Origin of the sequence: Micromonospora sp. NPDC049044, from assembly GCF_040649215.1 — a bacterium.
Taxonomy (GTDB): domain Bacteria; phylum Actinomycetota; class Actinomycetes; order Mycobacteriales; family Micromonosporaceae; genus Micromonospora.
The window spans coordinates 34,412-57,203 of sequence record NZ_JBEZFA010000022.1 but is presented as its reverse complement, the minus strand read 5'-3'; the positions used below and the strand labels follow the sequence as shown (position 1 = coordinate 57,203).

Genomic DNA, 22,792 nt, shown 5'->3' with positions numbered 1-22,792 from the left:
GGTTGGCGGTATCGTCCGGGGCGATGTTCACCGGAACCGCGGTCTTCGACCTGCTGCTGCCGGGCGACTCCAGGTCGCTCAAAGCCAAGAGATCATATGTACGGCCGATCGTGGCGGCGCTGCGCCGCTTCGAGGTGTCGGCCGCCGAGGTGGGTGCGCTCGACCTGCATGGTCGAGCGCAGCTGGCGGTGGCCGTGGTGGCCGCCGAGACGGCGCACGTCCGCGAGGTGCTCGACTCCTGTGAGCGCCTGGTGGCCGGTCGCCCCGAGGTCGAGTTGCTGTCGGTCCGACGCCGGTTGTACGGCGAGGACGACGACTGACCCCGGAGCCGGCTGTGCCGGGCGACCGGTGCGGCCGCGAAGGTAGTGTTCGAGATGTTGGCCGGTCGGCCGGAGACCCCCGGGTCACCTGCCGACCGGGAGCAGGACGCCGTGGAGGTGGCGAGATGTCTGATCCGGCCAAGGTACGCCGGCACGCGGAACGGGTGCGTGAGCTGGTCGCGTCGGTGGTGCGGAGCCAGATCAAGGACCCGCGGCTCGGGATGATCACCATCACCGACGCCCGGATCACCGCTGACCTGCGCGACGCGACGGTCTTTTACACGGTGCTCGGCGACGCGGTGGCCCAGGCGGACACCGCCGCCGCGTTGGAAAGCGCCAAGGGGATGCTGCGCAGCACTGTCGGCAAGGCGCTCGGGCTGCGCCACTCGCCGACCCTGACCTTCGTCCTCGACGACGTGCAGGACCAGGTCAAGCACATCGACGACCTGCTCGCCGCCGCCCGTAACGCCGACGCCGAGGTGCAGCGGCTGGCCGCCCAGGCGAAGTACGCGGGCGAGGCTCAGCCGTACCGGGTTGACGACGAGACCGATGAGGACGACGAGGCGGATGAGGCCGACGCGGCCACCGACGTGAAGGACGCCGCACGGGGTGGGGAAACGCGGTGACCAGCACCGCCAGCGTTCCGCTAGCCGGTGCGGCCGGGGTCGACCCGGCCGAGATGGACTGGGCTGCGGCCGAGGCGCTGGTGCGGGCTGTCCCGCCGGCTGGCCGGGTGCTGCTGATCTGCCACGTCAACCCGGACGGTGACGCGCTGGGCAGCATGCTCGGCTTCGGTCTGGGCCTGCGGCAGTTCGGTATCCACCAGGTGCAGGCGACCTTCCCCGGGCCGCCGGAGGTGCCCGAGCCGTTCCGGGAGCTGCCCGGGCTGGACCTGCTGGTCCCGGCGGGCGCCGCCGACCCGGCACCCGACCTGGTGATCTGCTTCGACGCGGCGAGTGAGTCGCGACTCGGTGAGCTGGCCGGGCGGTTGTCGTCGGCGGGCGCGGCGCTGGTGCTCGACCACCACGCGTCGAACCGGGGCTTCGGCACTGTCAACCTCGTGGACCCGGGTGCGGCGGCGACCTCGGTGGTGGCGGAGCAGTTGCTGTCCCGGCTCGGGGTGGTGGTGGATCCGGCAATCGCGGAGTGCCTCTACGTGGCGCTGACCACCGACACTGGTTCGTTCCGGTTCGCGGCGACCACCCCGGCGGTGCACGAGATGGCTGCCCGGTTGCTGGCCACCGGCATCTCGCCCGGGGACATCTCCCGCCGGGTCTTCGACACCCGGCCCTTCGGGGCGGTGCGGCTCTTCGGTGAGGTGCTCGGGCGGGCCCGGCTGGAGCCGGCGGCTGCCGGCGGCCGAGGGTTCGTCTGGACCTTCGCCACCCTCGATGACCTGGCCCGCCACGACCAGCGGCCGTACGTGCTCGAGGCGCTTATCGACTCGGTGCGATGCACCGCCGAGGCGGATGTGAGCTGTGTGGTCAAGCAGACCGCGCCCGACGAGTGGGCGGTGTCGATGCGCAGCAAGGGTGCGGTGGACGTCAGCCGGGTCGCGGTGACGCTTGGCGGTGGTGGCCACCGGTTCGCGGCCGGGTTCACCGGTCGGGGCACCGCCGAGCAGGTGGTCGAGTCGATCCGCGGCCAACTGGACAGCGCGCTGCTCCGCCCCGACGCCTGACCCGGACGATCGCCGTCATCGATCGTTCGATCCAAAGGATCAGGGTCAACTCCGGGGAGTGTCGGTCTTCCCGCGCTCGGTGAGACCGGGAAGAATTGCGGGATGGAGCAGCCGCACGACCTCACCGTGGAGGCCCCCCGCGCCTGGGACCGGCCCGCCGTCTCCGTTCCCGTTCTCGTCTGCCTGTCGCTTGTCGGCGGCCGGTTCGCGTCGTTCTCCACCGAGGCGAATCTGTTCACCATCGGCACCGGCGGAGTGCTGATCTGGCTCGGTCTGAGCAACCGGGTGCCACGCCGACCGGCACCGCGCCGGCTGGGCTCGGGGGCGGTCTGGTGGGCGGTGCCGGTGGTGGTCTTCGGGGTCTTCGAGGGCGTGACCTTCGTGATGGCCGCCGGTGACGACTTTCCCACCTTCTCCCGGCTGGCAGATCCACTCCTGGAAGATCATCTGACCCGGTCGGCGGTGTGGTTCGCCTGGCTGGCCGCCTTCTGGGGGCTGGTGCGCCGATGATGCGGGCGCTCGCCATCGGCGGTTTCCTCACCGCGTTGGTGCTCTTCGCGACTGTCGAGTGGATGGCCCGGCGGGAGGGTTCCCGGATTCCCACCCTCGGCGAGGTCTGCGCGTACGTGATGCGCTACGAGGTCGGCTCGGTGCCGGTGGGCCGGATCGGTCTGTTCGGGTTCTGGTGGTGGCTGGGCTGGCACTTCCTGGCCCGCTGAGCCGGGTCGCCGTATGTCCAAATGGCGGGAACCGAGAGCAGCATATGGACCTGAACGATAACTTGGGAGAAGGCCGGGTACCGCGTAGCGGTGCAGGTCATGGGTGGTGGCGCCACACCTCGTGCTGCCTCCCTCCAGGGTCGGATCGACCCGGGCTCACGCTGCCCAGTCGGCTGCTCCGGTAATCCCGGACCGCCGTGGGGCGCGCAGGACGACCGCCCGCGAGGGCCGCCGCGCGCCGGTGGCCTGCTCCCTGGAAGGACCACCGCCATGCCGAACAAGCCCAAGCCCGAGACCACCGACGACGCCCGCGAGCAGGCCCGCCGCGCGTTGCAGACGTCGATGGACACCCGTCAGTGATCCGAGCTGTCCGGCGGTGCCCCTCCCGCGGACTCGGTCGGGAGGGCGTCGGGCGTCTCCGCCTGAGCCTTTGGAGCTGAATCGTCTGCGACATCGCGACCTGATTCGTCTGCGAGGTCACGGCGTGATTCGTCTGCGACCGTCGCGACGAGATTCGGGCACACGTCACGGCGTGATTCGTCTACGACATCAGCTCCAAAGCCTCTGACCAGAGACCCACGCCCCGACTGCCCGGCAGGTGCTGCGCGGGGGCCGCGCTGAGACGGACTACCAGCCGCCGACCGGGCCCAGCGGTCCAGGCGCCGGTCGAGGTAAGCGCTCGGCAGGATTGCGCTCCTTACGTAGCTCGTGCCAGGATCGGCGGCGATGAGCCAGACCGTCACCGCCCACCGCTCCGCCTCACCCCGGCGGATCGCCAGCCTCGCCCTGCCGGCCCTCGTGGTGCTCGCCGCCGAGCCGCTCTACGTGCTTGTCGACACCGCGGTGGTCGGCCACCTCGGCCGGGTGCCGCTCGCCGCGCTCGCCGTCGGGGGCACGGTGATGACGCTCACCGCGTGGGTCGGCACCGTTGTCGCGTACGGCACCACCGGGCGCGCGGCCCGTCGCTTCGGGGCAGGTGACCGGGCAGCCGCGGTAGCCGAGGGAGTCCAGTCGTCCTGGCTGGCGTTCGGTGTCGGCCTGCTGATCGCGATCGGCATGCAGTTCGGCGGTGGCGCGCTCGCGCGTACCCTCGCCGGCGGTGGTGGCGACGTGGCCGACGCCGCCGCGCACTGGCTGCGGATCGCGGCCCTCGGCGCCCCCGGCCTGCTGCTCGCCGCCGCCGGCAACGGCTGGCTGCGCGGCGTGCAGGACACCCGCCGCCCGTTGTACTTCGTGCTCGGGCCCAACCTGCTCTCCGCGCTGCTGTGCCCACTGCTCGTCTATCCCGTCGGGCTGGGCCTGATCGGCTCGGCGGTGGCCAACGTCGTCGCGCAGACGCTCTGCGGGGTGCTCTTCGCGGCGGCGCTGGTCGCCGAGCGGGTGTCGCTGCGGCCCCGGCCTCGCGTGATCCGGCAGCAACTGGTGCTCAGCCGGGACCTGCTGATCCGAGGGGTGGCGTTCCAGGCCAGCTTCCTCTCCGCGACCGCCGTCGCCGCCCGCTTCGGGGCCGCCGCCGTCGGCGCCCACCAGATCGCCCTGCAACTCTGGTTCTTCACCGCGCTGGTGCTCGACGCCCTCGCGATCGCTGCCCAGTCCCTGGTCGGCGCCGCGCTCGGGGCCGGCGACGACGCGGGCGCGCGGGCGCTCGCCCGCCGGATCGGGCTGCTCGGCGGTGGCTGCGGCGTCGCCTTCGCGCTCGTCGTCGCCGCCGGCGCCGGCGTCGTACCGTCGTGGTTCAGTTCCGACGCGGGGGTACGCGAGCAGGCCATGGTGGCCTGGCCGTGGTTCGTCGCCATGCTCCCGCTGGCCGGGGTGGTGTTCGCCCTCGACGGCGTGCTGATCGGCGCCGGTGACGTGCGTTACCTGCGCGACCTCACCATCGTGGCGGCGCTCGGCGGCTTCCTGCCGGCCATCTGGCTGGCGTACGCGCTGAACCTCGGGCTGGGCGGCATCTGGGCCGGGCTCACTCTGTTCGTGGTGATCCGGCTGGTCGCGCTCCTGCTGCGCCTGCGCAGCGGCGGTTGGGCGGTGACCGGCGCGGTTCGCTGACCAGGTCGCCGGCCGCCGCGATCCGGCCCGCACCGCACGGCGCGGCCGCGGGCCTCACCGCCGGCCTGCCCAGCCACCAGCCGGTACGGGCCGTCTGGCAGGCTTGGGCGTCGTGAGCACCGATGGTCTGATCGTGGTCGACAAGCCCGGCGGCATGACGTCGCACGACGTGGTGGCGCGGATCCGCCGGCTGGCCAGGACCCGACGGGTCGGGCACGGCGGCACCCTCGACCCGATGGCGACCGGGGTGCTGGTGATCGGGGTCGGCCGGGCCACCCGGCTGCTGACCTACGTGATCGGTGCGGGCAAGAGCTACACCGGCACCATCCGGCTCGGTCAGAGCACCGTCACCGACGACGCCGAGGGCGACGTGATCGCCACCACCCCGGCCGGGCTGGTGACCGACGAGGCGATCCGGTCCGCGCTGGCCGGGCTGAGCGGCGAGGTCGACCAGGTGCCGAGCGCGGTGAGCGCCATCAAGATCAACGGACAGCGGGCGTACAAGCGGGTCCGCGACGGGGAGAGCGTCGAACTGCCCGCCCGGCGGGTCACCATCTCCCGGTTGGCGGTGCTGGCGATCCGCCGCACCGAGCCGGACGTGGTGGACGTGGACGTGGACGTGACCTGCTCCTCCGGCACGTACATCCGGGCCATCGCCCGGGACGCGGGCCTGGCGCTCGGCGTCGGCGGCCACCTGACCGCCCTGCGGCGGACCGCGGTGGGTGGCTTCACCCTCGCCGAGGCGGCAACCCTCGACGAGTTGGAGCAGCGCGCCCCGGACGTGGTGAACCTGCCGTTGGACGCGGCGGCCGACCGGTTCTTCCCGCGTCGGGAGGCCACCGCCGACGAGGCCCGGGTGCTGGCCCACGGTGGGCCGCTGGACCCGACCGGCCGCGCCGGGCCGTACGCGGTGTTCGGGCCCGCGGGCGGCCTGATCGCTATCGTCAGCGAGCGGGACGGGCGGGCCCGCGCGGAGATCGTGCTCGCCCCGGCCTGAGGCCGGGCGACAGGGGAGGAACAGCATGCAGCGGTGGCGGGGGTACGAGGCGGCGCCCGGTGGGTGGGGGCGCTCGGTCGTCACCATCGGCGTCTTCGACGGCGTGCACAAGGGGCACCAGGCGACCATCGGGCACACAGTGGCCCGGGCCCGGGAGTTGGGCGTGCAGTCGGTGGTGGTCACCTTCGACCCGCACCCGGCCGAGGTGGTCCGCCCCGGGTCGCACCCGGCGGTGCTCAGCGAGCAGGCCCGCAAGGCGGAACTGATCGAGGCGCTGGGCGTGGACGTGCTCTGTGTGGTGCCGTTCACCGCCGAGTTCTCCCGGCTGTCGGCCGAACAGTTCGTCCACGACGTCCTGGTCGAGAACCTGCACTGCGCGCTCGTGGTGGTCGGTGGCAACTTCCGGTTCGGGCACCGGGCTGCCGGCGACGTGGCGCTGTTGGAGCGGCTCGGTCAGACCTTCGGCTTCGGGGTGGAGGGCAGCCCGCTCGTTGTCGAGGAGGGCACCGTCTTCTCCTCCACGTACATCCGCTCCTGCGTCGACGCCGGTGACGTCGGCGCGGCCGCCGCCGCGCTCGGCCGCCCACACCGGCTGGAGGGTGTGGTGGTCCGCGGCGACCAGCGGGGGCGGGAACTGGGCTTCCCCACCGCCAACCTGCTCTGCCACCGGTACGCGGCGGTCCCGGCCGACGGGGTGTACGCGGCGAGGCTGATCCGTCGCGGGCGGCACGAGCCCCTGATGGCGGCGGTGTCGGTGGGCACCAACCCGACGTTCTCCGGTCGGGAGCGGCGGGTGGAGGCGTACGCGCTGGACTTCAGCGGCGACCTGTACGGCGAGCGGCTGGCCCTGGACTTCGTGGCGCACCTGCGTGGCCAGGTCCGGTACGACTCGATCGAGCCGCTCATCGCCCAGATGAATCTGGACGTCGAAAGCACCAGGCGCGCGCTGGCCTGAGCATCGTGCGGCGACGCCGCCGAGGCCCTTCGCCGGGTGTTACCAGCGAGTGCTGGTAGTCTTGCCGAGACGTCGGGTGACCGGCGTGGGGCCTCGCGTGCCTGCTCGACGCCGCGGGTGCGAGGTACCGGTCCGTTCCCGGTCCATCTGGACGACGGACACCCACTTGATCAACCCATCGAAACAGGGAGAACATGGCGCTCGACCAGGAAGCCAAGGCCAGCATCCGCGCGGAGTACGCGACCGCCGAGGGCGACACCGGTTCGCCGGAGGTCCAGGTCGCGGTCCTCACCAAGCGGATCGCCGAGCTGACCGAGCACCTGAAGGTGCACAAGCACGACCACCACAGCCGCCGTGGGCTGCTGCTGCTGGTCGGCCGTCGCCGTCGGCTGCTCAACTACGTCCAGAAGAAGGACATTGCCCGCTACCGGTCGCTCATCGAGCGGCTCGGCCTGCGCCGGTGACGTGACGGGGGAGTGGCCTGTTGGCTGCTCCCCCGTACCGCGTCCCACCTGAAGAAACACGGGCCGCGCGACCACCCGAGAGGGAGCCGGTCAGCGTACCGGTCTCCGGTAGTGGCCCCCGGGAACCCCGGCATCATGCCGGCCACCCGGGCGCTTCGATCGAAGACCGGCCGGCTGAGCAGCTCCCCGATGTCGTGGGCCCACGACGCGAAGGAGCACGACAGCACATGACCGAGACCAAACTCGGCACCGAATCCCGCACCGCCGTGATCGACAACGGGTCCTTCGGCACCCGCGAGATCACCTTCTCCACCGGCCGGCTGGCTCGTCAGGCCGCCGGTTCCGTCATCGCCCAGCTGGGCGAGACGGTCGTTCTCTCCGCCACCACCGCCGGTAAGCACCCGAAGGAGCAGTTCGACTTCTTCCCGCTCACCGTCGACGTCGAGGAGCGGATGTACGCCGCGGGCCGCATCCCCGGCTCGTTCTTCCGCCGTGAGGGTCGGCCCAGCGAGGACGCGATCCTCACCTGCCGGCTGATCGACCGGCCGCTGCGCCCGTCCTTCGTGAAGGGCCTGCGCAACGAGGTCCAGGTCGTCGAAACCATCCTCGCGCTCGACCCGCAGCACCCGTACGACGTCGTGGCGATCAACGCCGCCTCGATGTCGACCAAGCTCTCCGGCCTGCCGTTCTCCGGCCCGATCGGGGCGACCCGCGTCGCCCACATCGACGGCCAGTGGGTCGCCTTCCCGACCCTGGAGGAGCTGGCCCGCGCCACCTTCGACATGGTCGTGGCCGGCCGCACCCTCGAGGACGGCGACGTCGCGATCATGATGGTCGAGGCCGAGGCCACCCCGAACGCCGTCGCGCTGATCTCGGCCGGCGCCGCCGCCCCGACCGAGGAGGTCGTGGCCAGCGGCCTGGAGGCCGCCAAGCCGGCGATCCGCGAGCTGTGCCGCGCGCAGAGCGAGCTGGCCGAGGTCGCCGCCAAGCCGGTCACCGAGTTCCCGGTCTTCCTGGACTACCAGGACGACGTGTACGACGCCGTCGCCGACCTGGCCCGCGGCGACGTCGCCGAGGCGATCACCATCGCCGGCAAAGCCGACCGCGAGGAGGCCCTGGACCGGGTCAAGGCGCGGGTCGCCGAGGAGCTGGGCGCCCGGTTCGAGGGCCGCGAGAAGGAGCTGTCCGCAGCCTTCCGCTCGCTCACCAAGTCCGAGGTGCGCAACCGCGTGCTGCGCGAGCAGGTCCGGATGGACGGGCGTGGCCCGCGCGACATCCGGCCGCTGACCGCCGAGGTCGGCGTGCTGCCCCGGGTGCACGGTTCGGCGCTGTTCGAGCGGGGCGAGACCCAGATCCTGGGCGTCACTACGCTGAACATGCTCCGGATGGAGCAGATGGTGGACACGCTGTCCCCGGAGAACCGCAAGCGCTACATGCACAACTACAACTTCCCGCCGTACTCGACAGGTGAAACCGGCCGAGTCGGCTCGCCGAAGCGGCGCGAGATCGGCCACGGCGCGCTCGCCGAGCGGGCCCTGATCCCGGTGCTGCCGTCGCGCGAGGAGTTCCCGTACGCCATCCGGCAGGTGTCCGAGGCGCTCGGCTCCAACGGCTCCACCTCGATGGGTTCGGTCTGCGCGTCGACGCTGGGCCTGCTCTCCGCGGGTGTCCCGCTGAAGGCGCCGGTCGCCGGCATCGCGATGGGGCTCATCTCCGACGAGGTGGACGGCAAGACCCAGTACGTCACGCTCACCGACATCCTCGGTGCCGAGGACGCGTTCGGTGACATGGACTTCAAGGTCGCCGGCACGCCGGAGTTCGTCACCGCGCTCCAGCTCGACACCAAGCTCAACGGCATCCCGTCGGACGTGCTGGCCGCCGCGCTGCAGCAGGCGAACGAGGCCCGGCAGGTCATCCTCGGCGTCATGAAGGCCGCGATCGAGGCTCCGGCCGAGATGTCGGACTACGCGCCGCGGGTCACCACCGTCAAGATCCCGGTCGACAAGATCGGCATGGTGATCGGCCCGAAGGGGCAGACCATCAACGCGATCCAGGACGAGACCGGCGCCGAGATCTCCATCGAGGACGACGGCACGATCTACGTCGGTGCCACCAACGGCCCGTCGGCCCAGGCGGCCGTCGACCGGATCAACGGCATCGCCAACCCGACGCTGCCGAAGCAGGGCGAGCGGTTCCTCGGCACGGTGGTCAAGACCGCCGCTTTCGGTGCGTTCATCTCGCTGCTGCCGGGTCGTGACGGCCTGCTGCACATCTCCAAGGTGGGCGACGGCAAGCGGGTCGAGCGCGTCGAGGACTTCCTCAACGTCGGCGACCGGGTCGAGGTCGAGATCGCGGACATCGACGCCCGCGGCAAGATCTACCTGGACAAGGTCCGCCCGGAGGGCGCCGAGGCGCCGGCCGCCGGTGAGGCCGCTGGCGGCGACCGGCCGGCTGGTCGGGACCGGGGCGACCGGGCTCCGCGTGACCGCGGCGACCGCGAGCGTGGCGGCGACCGGGGCGGCCGTGGTCCGGAGCGTGGCGGCGAGGGCGGCAACGGCGGGGGCGAGGGTGGCGAGGGCGGCGAGCGTCCGCGCCGCCGGACCCGGCACAGCTGACCGTCGTACATCGCATCACCCACCCCTCGTCGAACCGGGAGCAACACGTGAGTCGGGCCTTCAGTGCGCCGTTTCCACCGGATCGACGGGGGGTGGCCCCGTCTGGCTGGCAAGCCAGTGAGTCGGGTCGAGCCCGGGCCGCCGGGACGGGCGGCCGCTCCGGCGGCACCGCCCGCGCGGTGACCCGGACGCTCAGCGACGACCCGCTGGGTGGCACGGTACGACGTACCGTGCTGCCCAGCGGCCTGCGCGTCCTCACCGAGGCGATCCCGACGATGCGCAGTGTCTCGTTCGGCATCTGGGTGGCGGTCGGCTCCCGCGACGAGACCGGCCCGCAGGCCGGCGCCGCGCACTTCCTCGAACACCTGCTCTTCAAGGGCACCCACAAGCGCACCGCGCTGGAGATCTCCTCGCAGATCGAGGCGGTGGGTGGTGAGACGAACGCGTTCACCACGAAGGAATACACCTGCTACTACGCCCGGGTGCTGGACGAGGATCTGCCGCTGGCGATCGACGTGATGTGCGACCTGGTCGCCGACTCGCTGCTCGAGCCGGCCGACGTCGAAACCGAGCGCGGCGTCATCCTGGAAGAGATCGCCATGCACGACGACGAGCCCGGTGACGAGGTGCACGACCTCTTCGTCGAGGCCGTCTACGGCGACCACCCGATGGGTCGGCTGATCTCCGGCACCGCCGCGACAGTCACGCCGATGACCCGCAAGCAGATCCAGAACTTCTACCGGAGCCGCTACACCGCGCCGCAGATCGTCATCGCCGCCGCCGGCAACCTGGACCACGCCACGGTGGTCAAGCTGGTCCGCCAGGCGGTGCAGGGCACCCCGCTGGACAGCGACCCGGCCACCCCGGCACCGCACCGGGCGGCCACCCCGGCGGTACGCACCAAGCCGGCGACCACCAAGGTGGAGCCGAAGGAGACCGAGCAGGCGCACGTCATCCTCGGCTGCCCCGGCATCGACCGCCTGGACGACCGGCGCTTCGCCCTCGGGGTGCTCAACAACGTGCTCGGCGGTGGCATGTCGAGCCGCCTGTTCCAGGAGATCCGTGAGCAGCGCGGCCTGGCGTACTCGGTCTACTCCTACGCCAGCCAGTACGCCGACACCGGCCTGTTCGCCGTCTACGCCGGCTGCGCGCCGGGCAAGGTGGACGAGGTGCTGGCCCTGACCCGCGCCGAGCTGGCCCGGGTCGCCGCCGACGGATTGACCGAGGCCGAGGTGGCCCGCGGCAAGGGGATGAGCAAGGGCTCGTTCGTGCTCGGCCTGGAGGACACCGGCTCACGGATGAGTCGGCTGGCCAAGGGTGAGCTGCTCTACGGCGACCTGATGCCGGTGGACGAACTGCTGCGCCGCGTCGACGAGGTCACCGTGGCGGACGTCAACACCCTCGCCGCCGAACTGCTCAGCAGGCCGATGTCGCTGGCCGTGGTCGGCCCCTTCGGCGCGGGCGACTTCGCGGTCTGAGGTTCTGCCGCGCGGCACGGTGTCCCGGTCCGGGTGTGCCGGTCCCGGCGTCCCGGCCGGTGGAGCGCACCCGATCCGGCCGGAGGGGCACGTCCCGATTGGGATAGGTTGTGCCCCGTGACTGACGAGCAGGGCAAGACCCGGGTCGGCGTTTTCGGTGCGCGGGGCCGGATGGGCATCGAGGTCTGCAAGGCCGTCGCCGCCGCCGACGACCTCGACCTGGCGGCGTCGATCGACCAGGGCGACGACCGCTCCGCCGTGTCCGGCACCGACGTGGTCGTCGACTTCACCACGCCGGACGTCGTCATGGACAACCTCCAGTGGTGCATCCAGCAGGGCATCAGCGCTGTCGTCGGCACCACTGGCTTCACCGAGCAGCGGTTGGAGCAGGTGCGCGCCTGGCTGGCCGGCAAGCCCGAGGTGGGCGTGGTGATCGCCCCGAACTTCGGCATCGGCGCGGTGCTGATGATGCAGTTCGCCGCGCGGGCCGCCCGGCACTTCGAGTCCGTCGAGATCATCGAGCAGCATCACCCGCGCAAGTTGGACGCCCCGAGCGGCACCGCCACGCACACCGCCCGGCAGATCGCCAGGGCCCGGGCCGAGGCCGGCCTCGGCCCGGTGCCGGACGCCACAAAGGACGAGGTGCCGGGTGCGCGCGGTGCCGACATCGACGGGGTACGCGTGCACGCGGTACGCGCCACCGGCCTCGTCGCGCACCAGGAGGTGCTCTTCGGCGGCACCGGCGAGACGCTGACCATCCGGCACGACTCGTACGACCGGGTGTCGTTCATGCCCGGTGTGCTGCTTGCCGTCCGCGCGGTGCGCAACCGGCCCGGCCTCACCGTCGGCCTGGACGCCCTGCTCGACTGAGCGGGGCGGCTGGACCGTCCCGGTGCGGAAGCCGGACCTCCGTCACTCGACCTTCTCGGTCGGCACCGCGACGTGCAGGCGCACCTGCGGCACCAGCATGTCGTCGACGTCGAGCGCGCGGGCCGCGCCGTCAGCCTCCCAACCGGTGCTGGTGAGAAACTTCCGGGTCGCCTCGTCAGCGTCGAACGCCCAGGCCACCGCCCGGCTCATCCCGTCCTCCCGCCACAGGTCGACGGCGGCGGCGAGCAGCCGACTGCCGTGCCCCCGCCGACCCCAGCGCGGCTCGACAAGCAGGTCGGTCACCGCCGCCACGTCCGGGCCGAGCGCGTCGGCCGGCTCTCCGGGAGCCAGCGCCTCGCCGTCGGCCGGGCCGGAGGCGGCGAACCCCACCAGATACGATTGCTCGGCCTGTTCGACGGCGACCAGCACCCGGTGCGCGCCCGAGGGCGGCTCCAGCACCGCGGCGTTCCACCGCCGGGCGAGGAACGCCTCGTCCAGGTTGTCGAGCACGTGCCGAGGCAGGATCCGGCGGTACGCGACCCGCCAGGTCGCGAGTTGGATGCGTGCGATCTCGCCGGCGTCCTCAGGACGCGCCGGGCGGACGTACCCGAGAGCCATGGGACGGAAGCCTACGCAGGGCGAGGGAGGCGACGGTGGTGCAGGGTGCCAGGAGGACGACCGCGCAGGTCGTCGGGGTGGTGGTGCTCGCCGCGGCGGTCGCCGCGTTCCTCGCCGTCGCCGCCGTGCGGCACGGCTTCTTCGACCTGAAGGTCTACTACGGTGCGTTGACCTGGTGGGTGCACGACGGCGGCGAGATCTACGACTACCTCAAGCCCGGCACCCAGTACGGCTTCACCTATCCGCCGTTCGCCGCGCTGGTCATGCTGCCGATGGCGTACCTGCCGTGGTCGGCCGCGATCGTGGTGAGTGTGCTCGCCAGCGTGGTCAGCACCACGGTGCTCATCTGGTGGCTTGTCGACCCGATCGCCCGCCGCGCCGGCTGGACCCGGTGGTTCGCCCTCGCGGTGGCGCTCTGCCTGGCCGCCGCGTTCGAACCGATGCGCGAGACCGTCAACTTCGGTCAGGTCAACACGCTGCTGCTCTTCCTGGTGGCGGTGGATCTGCTGCGCCTGCTGCCGGCCGGCAACAGGTGGGCCGGGGTGGGCATCGGGCTCGCCACCGCGATCAAACTGACACCCGGTGTCTTCATCGTCTACCTGCTGGTGACCGGGCGTTGGCGGGCGGCGCTCACCGCCTCCGGCACCGCCGCCGGGGTGTCGTTGCTGGCTGGTGCGCTCTTCCCGGACGCGTCCCGGGAGTTCTGGACGGAGGCGCTGTGGAACACCGGTCGGGTGGGTGAGCTGGCCTTCGTCTCCAACCAGTCGCTGCGCGGGGTGGTCGCCCGACTCGACCCGCAGCACCCGAGCACACTGCTGTGGCTGCTGCTGGTGCTCGGCACCCTGGCACTCTGGGCCTGGCGGTCCCGGGCCGCCGTCCAGGCCGGTGACGAGGCCACCGGCCTGGCGTTCACCGGCGCGGTGATGTGCCTGGTCAGCCCGGTCACCTGGGTGCACCACCTGGTCTGGCTGCTGCCCGCGCTGATCCTGCTTGTCGACAACGCGATGGCCGCGCCGGCCGGCCGCCGCCGGCGGGTCCTGCTTGTCGCCGCGACCATCGGGTACGCGCTGCTGATCAGCCGCACCGTCTGGTTCTGGGAGAAGGACTTCACCGGGTTGGACGGCTTCCTGGGCAGCAACGCCTACGTGTGGATCAGCCTGGCGCTGCTGGCCTTCCTGCCGATCCGCCGCTGGCTGACCTCGAACGGGTCAGCCGTCGAGGCGTCCGGCGTACCGCAGCTCGACCAGCCCGACCGGCGGACTCCCACCGGCCAGCGGCACCTGGTAGGTCGACCGCTCACCGTCCGCTGACAGGCCGGCGCGCTCGCAGAACCGGCGGGCCCGCCGGTTGTCCGCCAGTACCCACGCCCGGTAGTCACCCCAGCCCCGCTCGGCGAGCCCGGTCCGAGCGGCGGCCAGGAGCGCGGCTGCGCTCCCGTCCCCCCAGTACACGGGCTCCACGTACAGCGCCACCACCTCACCGACCGTCGGGTCCAGGTCGTCCCGGTCCTGGTTGCGGCGGTACGGCCCGAAGGTGGTGAAGCCGACGACCAGCCCGTCCACCTCGCCGAGGAGCGTGGTGAACGGATGTTCCGGGTCGGCGGTGCCGATGTCCCGGCGGCGCTGCGCCCAGGCCGCCACGTTCAGCCGCCCCAGCACCTCGGCTGGCATGAAGCCGGCGTAGCCCGCCTGCCAGCCGTGCACGTGCACCCGGGCGACCGCCTCGGCGTCGTCCGGCTCCTCCCGACGGATGGTCAGCATTGCACCGTTCTATGCCCCGTTGGTCCTCACGTCCAGCTTCCCGCACCGGCGTCGTACCGATGAATTAGGGTCGCCGACGATGACCGCACCGGAATCACTCTCGCTCGCCCAGGCCCGCCGCGTGGCACTCGCCGCCCAGGGCTTCGCCGACCCGGCGCCTGCCGGCGTGCCCACCCGCCGGCACCTGCGCCGGGTGCTCGACCGGGTCGGGTTGATCCAGATGGACTCGGTAAACGTGCTGCAACGCGCGCACTACCTGCCGCTCTACAGCCGGCTCGGGCCCTACCCGACCACGCTGCTCGACCAGGCCGCCTACCGCCGTCCGCGCGAGCTGTTCGAATACTGGGGCCACGAGGCGTCGCTGGTGCCGGTCGAGCTGCACCCGGTGCTGCGCTGGCGGATGGAACGCGCGCACAGCGAATCCTGGGGCGGCATGCGGCGGATCGCCCAGGAGCAGCCGGAGTTGGTCGCCTGGGTGCGGGACGAGGTGGCTGCCTGCGGCCCGCTGACCGCTGCCGAGATCGAGCACGACGCGCCTCGGGAGACCGGCAACTGGGGATGGAACTGGTCGGCGGTCAAGCGGGCATTGGAGTTCCTCTTCTGGGCCGGCGAGGTGACCGCCGCGGAACGCACCACCTCCTTCGCCCGCCGCTACGACCTACCCGAGCGGGTGCTGCCCGCAGCGGTGCTGGCCGCGCCCACCCCGACCGACGCCGAGGCGTACCGCACGCTGGTCGCTCTTGCCGCGCGGTCGCTCGGGGTGGCCGCCGAGCCGGAACTGCGCGACTACTTCCGGCTGCCGCTGGCCGGTGCCCGACAGGCCGTCGCCGAGCTGGCCGAGGCCGGTGAGCTGGTGCCGGTCACCGTGGCGGGCTGGCGTCAGCCGGCCTGGCTGCACGCGTCCGCCCGGCTGCCCCGGTGGATCCGGGCCAACACCCTGGTCAGCCCGTTCGACCCGCTGGTCTGGGAACGGGCCCGCACCGAGCGGCTGTTCGACTTCAGCTACCGGATCGAGATCTACGTCCCGGCGCCCCAGCGGGTCTACGGCTACTACGTGCTGCCCTTCCTGCAGGGCGACCGGTTCACCGCCCGGGTCGACCTGAAGGCCGACCGCAAGGCCGGGGTGCTGCTGGTGCCGGCCGCGTGGGTCGAGCCCGGCGCCGACCCGGGGGAGACCGCTGTGGCGCTCGCCGCCGAGCTGTACCGACTCGCTGGCTGGCTCGGCCTTGACGCGGTGGCGCCGCCGCTGGCCGGCGACCTGGCCGGCCCGCTCACCGCCGCCCTGGCCGGCGTGTCCGGTGTAGCGTGAGAGCGTGACGAGCGCTCCCGGACCGCTAGACATGCCGCAGCCCGCCCCCGGGGCGCTGCACACCGTGCCGGCTGACCCCGGCGCCGCCGCTTCCGTCGGAGCCGATCCGGTTGGCGCTGGTTTTGTTGGCGCCGATCCGGGTGGCGCCGCTTCGGTTGGTGTCGGTCCGGGTGGTGCTGGTCCGGGTGGCGCCGCTTCTGTTGGGGCCGGTCCGGTTGGTGTCGGTCCGGGTGGTGTCGGTCCGGTTGGGGCCGGCCCGGTTGGTGTCGGTCCGGGTGCTTGGTCGGCGTCCCCGCCGGGTGGCTACCCGGCGCACGAGTCGGACCGCTTCACGCAATACCGGCGGGAGGTGCCGGCGGACGTCCTCACCCGGTTCGTGCTGCGCCTCCACGCGCGTTCACCGCGCTGGGCGGCGCCGCTTGCCGCACTCGGCTGTGTCGGCGTCGGCATGGGCTACGCGCTGCTCAGCAACCCGGCCCACGCCGCCCCGGACGCCGCGCCCACCTGTCTGCTCAAGCTGACCACCGGGCTGGACTGCCCGGGCTGCGGCGGCACCCGCGCACTCTGGTACGTGCTGCACGCCGACCTGCCGGCCGCCGCCCGGCACCACTTCCTGTTCGTCTTCGCCCTGCCCTTCCTCGCGTACCTCTTCGTGGCCTGGGCGGGAAACCAGGCGTTCGGGTGGCGACTGCCCGAGCTGCGGCTCAGCTCGAAGGTCATCGTCGGGTTCATGGGCGCCTGGCTGGCCTTCTCGGTGCTGCGTAACCTGCCCTGGGCGCCGTTCACCTCGCTCTACGTCTGAGCGCCCCCGCTGCTCGCCGCGCCGCTCCGTCGATCCGGCGCTCGACCGGCATGCCCTGTGCGGACGTCCTTTGGACCTGACTCGTTTACGACATCACGTGCCGCCGCCTCCGCCTCCCGCGCCCTCCTCCCGCCCTCCGCCTCCGCCTCCGCCTCCCGCCCTCCGCCTCCGCCGCCTCCGCCTCCCGCCCTCCGCCTCCGCCGCCTCCGCCTCCCGCCCTCCGCCGTCTCCGCCTCCCGCCCTCCGCCGCCTCCCGCCCTCCGCCTCCGCCTCCGCCTCCTGCCTCCTCCCGCGCTCTCCTGCCGCGCCCCCGTGATCGACTCGATATTCAGGAAACCGGGCGATCCACTCGCCCCGGACACCCCGACTTCCGGAAACCCGAGTCGATCACCCGGTTATGTCCGGCCCTGGCTCGGCACTGTGGCACGGCTCGGCCTCGCCGCACACTCGCGCCCTCGCTGCACAGTCGCGCCCTCGCTGCACACTCGCGCCCTCGGCGCACGGCGGCGGCCGATCCTGTCCCAAGATCGTGCTCGATTCCGGATGTGGTGGGGTCAGGTGCGCCGGAGGCCACTACATCCAGGATGTTGTTACCGATCTTGCGGATGGCGGCGGCTGACGGGGCAGTCGGGCGCTTGGGCGGCGCTTGTCGGTCGGGCGCTTGGGTGGCGCTTGTCGGCTTGGTGGTTCGTCCGCGGGGCTGATGTCGCAGACGATTCAGCTCCAAAGGACCCGTTGGAGGCGTCCGCCCCCGGCCTCGGCGACGATGCGCGGACCCGCCCCTCGCCCAGGGCGTCGTCGGCTTCCATCGCTGACCGAGTGATCGACATTGCAGGAGGCGTGCCTGAGTTGGGCCGGGAGGGGCCTCGCCACTACAGTCCCAGGAATGCCGGAGATGGTGCAGCCCCAGGTCAAGTTGATCGCGTGGACCCAGTTCGCGGCCCCGGACGATGTGCCGTGGTCGACCGATGCGGAGGGTGGCCAGGCGCTTGCCGAGTTCGCCGGCCGGGCCTGTTACCAGTCCTGGAAGAAGCCGAACCCGGCCACCGCCACCAACGCCGGCTACCTGGCGCACATCCTGGATGTCGGTCACCTGTCGGTGCTGGAGCACGGCTCGGTCACCTTCTACTTCACCGGGGTGTCCCGCTCCTTCACCCACGAGCTGATCCGGCACCGGCACTTCTCGTACTCCCAGTTGTCCCAGCGCTACGTACCGGAACGGGACGCGGCAATGGTCGAACCGGCGGTCATCGCCGACGACCCGGAGCTGCACAAGAAGTTCGTGGCCGCCGCCGAGGCGAGCGTTCAGGCGTACACCGAGTTGCTGGAGGGCCTCGAACAGCGCTTCTCCGACGAGCCGAACCCGACGCTGCGCCGCAAGCAGGCCCGGCAGGCCGCTCGGGCGGTGCTGCCCAACGCCACCGAGACCCGGATCGTGGTCAGCGGCAACTACCGGGCCTGGCGGCACTTCATCGCGATGCGGGCCACCGAGCACGCCGATGTGGAGATCCGCGAGCTGGCCGTGGAGTGCCTGCGCCAGCTGCAGGGCGTCGCCCCGAACGTGTTCGCCGACTTCGCGATCTCCACGCTGCCGGACGGCACCGAGGTGGCCGCCAGCCCGCACGAGGCGTCCTGAGCCCTTCCCTGGCGGGCCCCGGCTGGTCGTCCGCTAGGTTGGAGGGTATGACGCACGACCACCTCGACGCCGCCGCCCGACCGGTGTCCCGGCCCTTCGGCCGGCTGCTCACCGCCATGGTGAGCCCGTTCACCCCCGACGGCTCGCTCGACCTGGACGGTGCCGCCCGGCTGGCCAGCCACCTGGTAGACGAGCAGGGCAACGACGCGCTGGTGGTCAACGGCACCACCGGCGAGTCGCCGACCACCACCGAAGCGGAGAAGGAACAACTGATCCGGGCCGTGGTGGAGGCCGTCGGGGACCGGGCCAAGGTGGTCGCCGGGGTCGGCACCAACGACACCCGGCACACCATCGAGTTGGCCGCCGCCGCCGAGAAGGCCGGTGCACACGGCTTGCTGGTGGTCACCCCGTACTACAACAAGCCGCCGCAGAGCGGGTTGCTGCGACACTTCACCGCCGTCGCGGACGCCAGCGGCCTCCCGGTGATGCTGTACGACATCCCACACCGCTCCGGCGTGCCGATCGACACCGAGACGCTGGTCCGGCTCGCCGAGCACGGCCGCATCGTCGCGGTCAAGGACGCCAAGAGCGACCTGATCGCCACCGGCTGGGTGACCAGCCGGACCGGCCTCGCCTTCTACTGCGGCGAGGACGCCCTCACCCTGCCGGCGCTGGCCGTTGGCAGCGTGGGCGTGGTCGGTACCTCGACGCACTTCACCGGGGCACTGACCGCGCAGATGATCGAGGCGTACGACGCGGGGGACATGCCGGCCGCGCTTGCCCTGCACCGCCGGCTGCTGCCACTTTTCACCGGCATCTTCCGCACCCAGGGAGCCATCCTGGTGAAGGCGGGCCTGGCATCGCTGGGCCTGCCGGCCGGCCCGGTGCGCCCCCCGCTCGTGGACGCCACCACCGACGAGATCGCCCAGCTGCGCGCGGACTTCGCGGCAGCGGGCCTGGAGCTGCCCGAATGAACGAACGACACGATGGGCGCCGAGTAACGGCGTCGCAGAATGAGGTGGACGCGTGACCGAGGCGCACATCGAGGCGGAGCTACCCCCGCCGCTGCCGGAAGGCGGCCTGCGGATCATCCCGCTCGGCGGGCTCGGCGCCATCGGTCGGAACATGACCGTCTTCGAGTACGACGGCAAGTTGCTGATCGTCGACTGCGGGGTGCTCTTCCCCGACGTCGAGCAACCGGGCGTGGATCTGATCCTGCCCGACTTCGGTCCGATCCTGGACCGGCTCGCCGACGTCCAGGCCATCGTGCTGACCCACGGCCACGAGGACCACATCGGCGCGGTGCCGTACCTGCTCGCCCACAAACCCGACATCCCGCTGGTCGGCTCACAGTTCACCCTCGCGCTGGTCGAGGCCAAGTTGGCCGAGCGGCGGATCCAGCCGTACACGCTCACCGTGCGGGAGGGCGGCCGGGAGCGGCTCGGCCCGTTCGAGTGTGAGTTCTTCGCTGTCAACCACTCGATCCCGGACGCCCTCGCGGTGGCCATCCGCACCCCCGCCGGCCTGGTGCTGCACACCGGCGACTTCAAGATGGACCAGCTGCCGCTGGACGGTCGGATCACCGACCTGGCCGGCTTCGCCCGGCTCGGCGCCGAGGGCGTCGACCTGTTGTTGTCCGACTCCACGAACGCGGAGATCCCCGGCTTCGTCACCCCGGAGCGGGAGATCGGGCCGGTGCTCGACTCGATCTTCGCGAAGGCCAAGGGTCGCATCATCGTGGCGTCGTTCGCCTCACACGTGCACCGCGTGCAGCAGGTCTTCGACTCCGCCGCGGAGCACGGCCGTAAGGTCGCGCTGATCGGCAGGTCCATGGTCCGCAACATGGGCATCGCGCGGGACCTGGGTCTGCTCAACATCCCGAACGGCCTGGTCATCAGCATCGACGAGGCGACCACGCTGCCGCCGGACGAGATCGTCCTGATGTCCACCGGTTCCCAGGGCGAGCCGATGAGCGCGCTGGGCCGGATGGCCAGCGGCGACCACCGGCACATCACCATCGCCCCCGGCGACACCGTGGTGCTGGCCTCCTCGCTGGTGCCCGGCAACGAGACCTCGGTCTACCGGGTGATCAACCGGCTCGCCCGCGCCGGCGCGGTGGTCGTCCACAAGGACGTGGCTAAGGTGCACGTCTCCGGGCACGCCCCCGCCGGGGAACTGCTCTACCTGCTCAACGTGGTCCGGCCCAGCAACCTGATGCCGGTGCACGGTGAGTGGCGTCATCTGCGCGCCCACGCCCGGCTCGGCATCGAGTCCGGGGTCGCCGCCGACCGGGTGGTGATCTGCGAGGACGGCGACGTGGTCGACCTGGTCGAGGGCCGCGCCAGCCTGGTCGGGCGGGTGAAGAGCCGGTACGTCTACGTGGACGGCCTCGCCGTCGGTGACGTCAGCGAGTCGCTGCTCACCGAGCGGCGGATCCTCGGTGACGGGGGCTTCATCGCCACCACGGTGGTCGTGGACTCGGTCACCGGCAAGGTGGTCGCCGGCCCGACGCTGTCCGCGAAGGGCTTCTCCGAAGACCCGGAGGCGTTCAACCCGGTGGTCCCGCTGGTCACCGAGGCGTTGAACCGGGCCGCGGCGGACGGCGTCACCGACCCGCACCAGCTCCAGCAGATCGTCCGCCGGACCGTGGGGCGGTGGGTGAACGACAAGTACCGTCGTCGCCCGATGATCGTGCCGACCGTCGTCGAAGTCTGACCTGTGTGACCGGGCCGGTCGCCGACATCCCCCGTGGTTGTCGGTGGCCGGCCCGGCCCATCCCGGGCGGTTCGGCTCAGTGCCGGACTCCCGGGCGTGCGGTTACTGATGCTGGTAGCACCGCTGCGGGGCCCTTCCGGTTGCGCGCTGTCGGATGTCGCACAATCGCGCGCCGCGCCCAACCATTGACGAGGGTCGTGACTCAGGGGAGCGCGGCGACCGCCTCGGCGTAGGCGACCCCGGTGGCGATGGCGGCGTCCACGAGCACTGTCAGCTGCGCCGGGGCCACACCGTGGCTCAGGTCGGTGGCGACGTCCCCGGCCAGCACCAACTCCCCGCCGAGGTCGTGCACGTACGCCTTGGGTAGCAACCGGTCGTGGTTCCAGGCGTTGCAGAAGGCGTACGCCTCGGCGCGTCGGGTCGCCGGCAGCCGGCGGGCGGCCATGGCCCGGGCGTGCAGCACCGCACGGCGTTCACCGGCCCGTTGGAACTCGACCACCACGCCATCCCACCGGCCGACGACCCGCTCGCCCTCCTCGACCAGGTACCCGTCGCCGCGCCGGTCAAGGGCCGCGGTGATCAGGTCGAGCGTCAGCGCCATCAGCTCCCGCCCGCCCGACCCGATCCGCCCGTCGGACCCGCCGGCGTCGGGCTCGCCGGCGTCGGACCCGGCGGCGTCGGGCTTGGCGGACCCGTCCGGCTCGTCGTCGACGGGTAGCGCGACCGGTGCCGTGAGCGGTCGCTCGGCGAGCCAGGCCGCCATCCGTCCCGAGTGGTGGCCCGTGCCGTTGCGGGCGTCGAAGCTGCCGGCCAGCTCGTTTGCCACGGCGAGCAGCAGCCCGCCGAGGGCTGCCACGTCCGGTTCGGTGGCGGGCCGCTCGCCGTACGCCGGGCGTGGCATCGTGCGCCCGCCCAACCCGGCCGCCACGGCGAGACCGCAGACCAGCGCCCCGGCAGCGGCGAACTCCATGGCGGCGAAATCGTCTGTGGGCCGATCCAACCGGGGCAGTTGCTCGGCCAGGATGGTCAGCCCGCGTTCCAGGTGCCCGCCCAGGGCGCAGAACCGCAGATGCGCGGCGAGGTGCGCGAACGCGGCGGGTTCGTGCCGGTGCCGGCGGTACGCCCGCACGTGTGCCGCCGCGGCCCGCTGTTGCTCGCCGACCCGCAGAGCGGGCAGCAGGCTGGCGACCAGGTTCCGTTCGGGCTGGTCGGTGCAGGCCGCCGGGGCATCGTCGGTCTCCGCCAGCTCGTCCAGCGCGGCTCGCCACTCGCCCCAGCCGGCCAGCAGTTCCGCGCGCCGGGCCGGGGCGCAACCGGGGCAGCCGCCGGCCGGACCGGGCGGCCGGGCGGACCACCGCTCGTACCAGTGCCGGGCGGTGGGTTCGTCGCCCAGGTGGTCGGCGATCCGACAGTGCAGCTCCGCGACGGTGGGCGCGTCCGGACCGGCCGCGCCGACCCGGTGGGCCAGGTCGTGCAGCAGGGCGCGGGTCTGGTCCAGCCCGACCCGCGGGGTGCCGAGCAGCGCCTCCACCGCGTACCGCTGGTAGCGCAGCAGCAGCCCGGTCTCGACGTCGGTGAGCAGTTCGGGCCGGTGGTCGGCGGCGGCCCGGCACCGCCGGACCGGCTCGACCAGGCGCCACCGCTCCCCGTGCAGCAGGTACGCCTCGATCAGCGCGAACCGGGCGTCCACGCCGGACCGGACGTCCCCGGTGGCGTCGGCGCGTTCGGCGAGCCGTTCCAGGGCCACCTGCCGGGCCGGGCCGTCGGGCAGGTCCCGGGCGTCGGCGAGCGCGACCGCCAGGGC

General features: G+C 72.3%; 20 protein-coding genes and 1 pseudogene. 18 read left to right on the top strand and 3 right to left on the bottom strand.

The features are described from left to right. The first annotated feature begins 23 nt into the window (after positions 1-23). The 12 genes from AB0B85_RS19405 to dapB all read left to right on the top strand — a co-directional run bounded on the left by AB0B85_RS19405 (position 24) and on the right by dapB (position 12,148). Positions 24-320: a DUF503 domain-containing protein gene (locus tag AB0B85_RS19405; RefSeq protein WP_357409084.1), complete on the top strand. Its 297-nt coding sequence runs from the start codon at positions 24-26 to the stop codon at positions 318-320. 125 nt (positions 321-445) lie between these two features. Further along, positions 446-946, top strand: coding sequence for a 30S ribosome-binding factor RbfA (gene rbfA / locus AB0B85_RS19400; RefSeq protein WP_357409082.1), 501 nt, complete (start codon positions 446-448; stop codon positions 944-946). A gap of 53 nt (positions 947-999) precedes the next feature. Further along, the gene (locus AB0B85_RS19395; protein WP_357409191.1) at positions 1,000-2,001 is read left to right on the top strand and encodes a bifunctional oligoribonuclease/PAP phosphatase NrnA; all 1,002 of its coding nucleotides are present in this window, start codon (positions 1,000-1,002) and stop codon (positions 1,999-2,001) included. A gap of 102 nt (positions 2,002-2,103) precedes the next feature. Then, a complete protein-coding gene (locus tag AB0B85_RS19390; protein ID WP_357378125.1) occupies positions 2,104-2,511 on the top strand; it encodes a hypothetical protein in 408 nt (135 codons plus the stop codon). After that, positions 2,511-2,720 carry a DUF6186 family protein gene (locus AB0B85_RS19385; protein WP_357409189.1) on the top strand — a complete coding sequence of 70 codons (210 nt, stop codon included), beginning with the start codon at positions 2,511-2,513 and terminating at the stop codon, positions 2,718-2,720. Before AB0B85_RS19390 ends, AB0B85_RS19385 begins: the two co-directional genes overlap by 1 nt. Before the next feature lie 726 nt (positions 2,721-3,446). Beyond that, the gene (locus AB0B85_RS19380) at positions 3,447-4,769 is read left to right on the top strand and encodes an MATE family efflux transporter (RefSeq protein ID WP_357409080.1); all 1,323 of its coding nucleotides are present in this window, start codon (positions 3,447-3,449) and stop codon (positions 4,767-4,769) included. A gap of 112 nt (positions 4,770-4,881) precedes the next feature. Further along, entirely contained in the window at positions 4,882-5,766 is an 885-nt protein-coding gene (gene truB, locus AB0B85_RS19375; protein ID WP_357409078.1) for a tRNA pseudouridine(55) synthase TruB, read from the top strand. 25 nt (positions 5,767-5,791) lie between these two features. Continuing rightward, positions 5,792-6,721: a bifunctional riboflavin kinase/FAD synthetase gene (locus AB0B85_RS19370; RefSeq protein WP_357409075.1), complete on the top strand. Its 930-nt coding sequence runs from the start codon at positions 5,792-5,794 to the stop codon at positions 6,719-6,721. A gap of 194 nt (positions 6,722-6,915) precedes the next feature. Next, entirely contained in the window at positions 6,916-7,185 is a 270-nt protein-coding gene (gene rpsO / locus AB0B85_RS19365; RefSeq protein ID WP_030337594.1) for a 30S ribosomal protein S15, read from the top strand. Positions 7,186-7,412: 227 nt separating this feature from the next. Then, the gene (locus AB0B85_RS19360; protein WP_357409073.1) at positions 7,413-9,800 is read left to right on the top strand and encodes a polyribonucleotide nucleotidyltransferase; all 2,388 of its coding nucleotides are present in this window, start codon (positions 7,413-7,415) and stop codon (positions 9,798-9,800) included. A gap of 47 nt (positions 9,801-9,847) precedes the next feature. Next, entirely contained in the window at positions 9,848-11,278 is a 1,431-nt protein-coding gene (locus AB0B85_RS19355; protein WP_357409071.1) for a pitrilysin family protein, read from the top strand. Between the two features lie 117 nt (positions 11,279-11,395). Beyond that, on the top strand, positions 11,396-12,148 hold the full coding sequence (dapB, locus tag AB0B85_RS19350; RefSeq protein WP_357409069.1) for a 4-hydroxy-tetrahydrodipicolinate reductase: 753 nt from the start codon (positions 11,396-11,398) through the stop codon (positions 12,146-12,148). A 42-nt stretch (positions 12,149-12,190) separates the two neighbouring features. Here dapB and AB0B85_RS19345 read toward each other — a convergent pair whose 3' ends face one another. Further along, positions 12,191-12,766, bottom strand: a complete 576-nt coding sequence (locus AB0B85_RS19345) for a GNAT family N-acetyltransferase (RefSeq protein ID WP_357409067.1) — start codon at positions 12,764-12,766, stop codon at positions 12,191-12,193. Positions 12,767-12,801: 35 nt separating this feature from the next. Here AB0B85_RS19345 and AB0B85_RS19340 point away from each other — a divergent pair, with 35 nt between their 5' ends. Next, entirely contained in the window at positions 12,802-14,076 is a 1,275-nt protein-coding gene (locus AB0B85_RS19340; protein ID WP_357409065.1) for a glycosyltransferase family 87 protein, read from the top strand. Here the strand turns inward: AB0B85_RS19340 and AB0B85_RS19335 are convergent. Beyond that, on the bottom strand, positions 13,975-14,526 hold the full coding sequence (locus AB0B85_RS19335; RefSeq protein WP_357409063.1) for a GNAT family N-acetyltransferase: 552 nt from the start codon (positions 14,524-14,526) through the stop codon (positions 13,975-13,977). The genes AB0B85_RS19340 and AB0B85_RS19335 overlap by 102 nt on opposite strands. Before the next feature lie 79 nt (positions 14,527-14,605). On the opposite strand from AB0B85_RS19335, the gene AB0B85_RS19330 reads away from it, so the two are divergent. The 5 genes and pseudogenes from AB0B85_RS19330 (at position 14,606) to AB0B85_RS19310 (ending at position 20,988) form a co-directional block, all read left to right on the top strand. Further along, positions 14,606-15,835 (top strand): crosslink repair DNA glycosylase YcaQ family protein, encoded by a 1,230-nt coding sequence (locus AB0B85_RS19330; protein WP_357409061.1) that lies wholly within the window; start codon positions 14,606-14,608, stop codon positions 15,833-15,835. A gap of 364 nt (positions 15,836-16,199) precedes the next feature. Continuing rightward, a pseudogene (locus AB0B85_RS19325) lies at positions 16,200-16,637 on the top strand (DUF2752 domain-containing protein); the annotation flags it as partial. Positions 16,638-17,532: 895 nt separating this feature from the next. Beyond that, on the top strand, positions 17,533-18,273 hold the full coding sequence (thyX, locus tag AB0B85_RS19320) for an FAD-dependent thymidylate synthase (protein ID WP_357409187.1): 741 nt from the start codon (positions 17,533-17,535) through the stop codon (positions 18,271-18,273). 47 nt (positions 18,274-18,320) lie between these two features. Then, complete coding sequence (dapA, locus tag AB0B85_RS19315) at positions 18,321-19,247, top strand: 4-hydroxy-tetrahydrodipicolinate synthase (RefSeq protein WP_357409059.1); 927 nt, start codon at positions 18,321-18,323, stop codon at positions 19,245-19,247. Between the two features lie 52 nt (positions 19,248-19,299). Next, positions 19,300-20,988 carry a ribonuclease J gene (locus tag AB0B85_RS19310; protein WP_357409057.1) on the top strand — a complete coding sequence of 563 codons (1,689 nt, stop codon included), beginning with the start codon at positions 19,300-19,302 and terminating at the stop codon, positions 20,986-20,988. Between the two features lie 202 nt (positions 20,989-21,190). Here the strand turns inward: AB0B85_RS19310 and AB0B85_RS19305 are convergent, their stop codons facing one another. Beyond that, positions 21,191-22,789 carry a YbjN domain-containing protein gene (locus AB0B85_RS19305; protein ID WP_357409185.1) on the bottom strand — a complete coding sequence of 533 codons (1,599 nt, stop codon included), beginning with the start codon at positions 22,787-22,789 and terminating at the stop codon, positions 21,191-21,193. Positions 22,790-22,792: the final 3 nt, after the last annotated feature.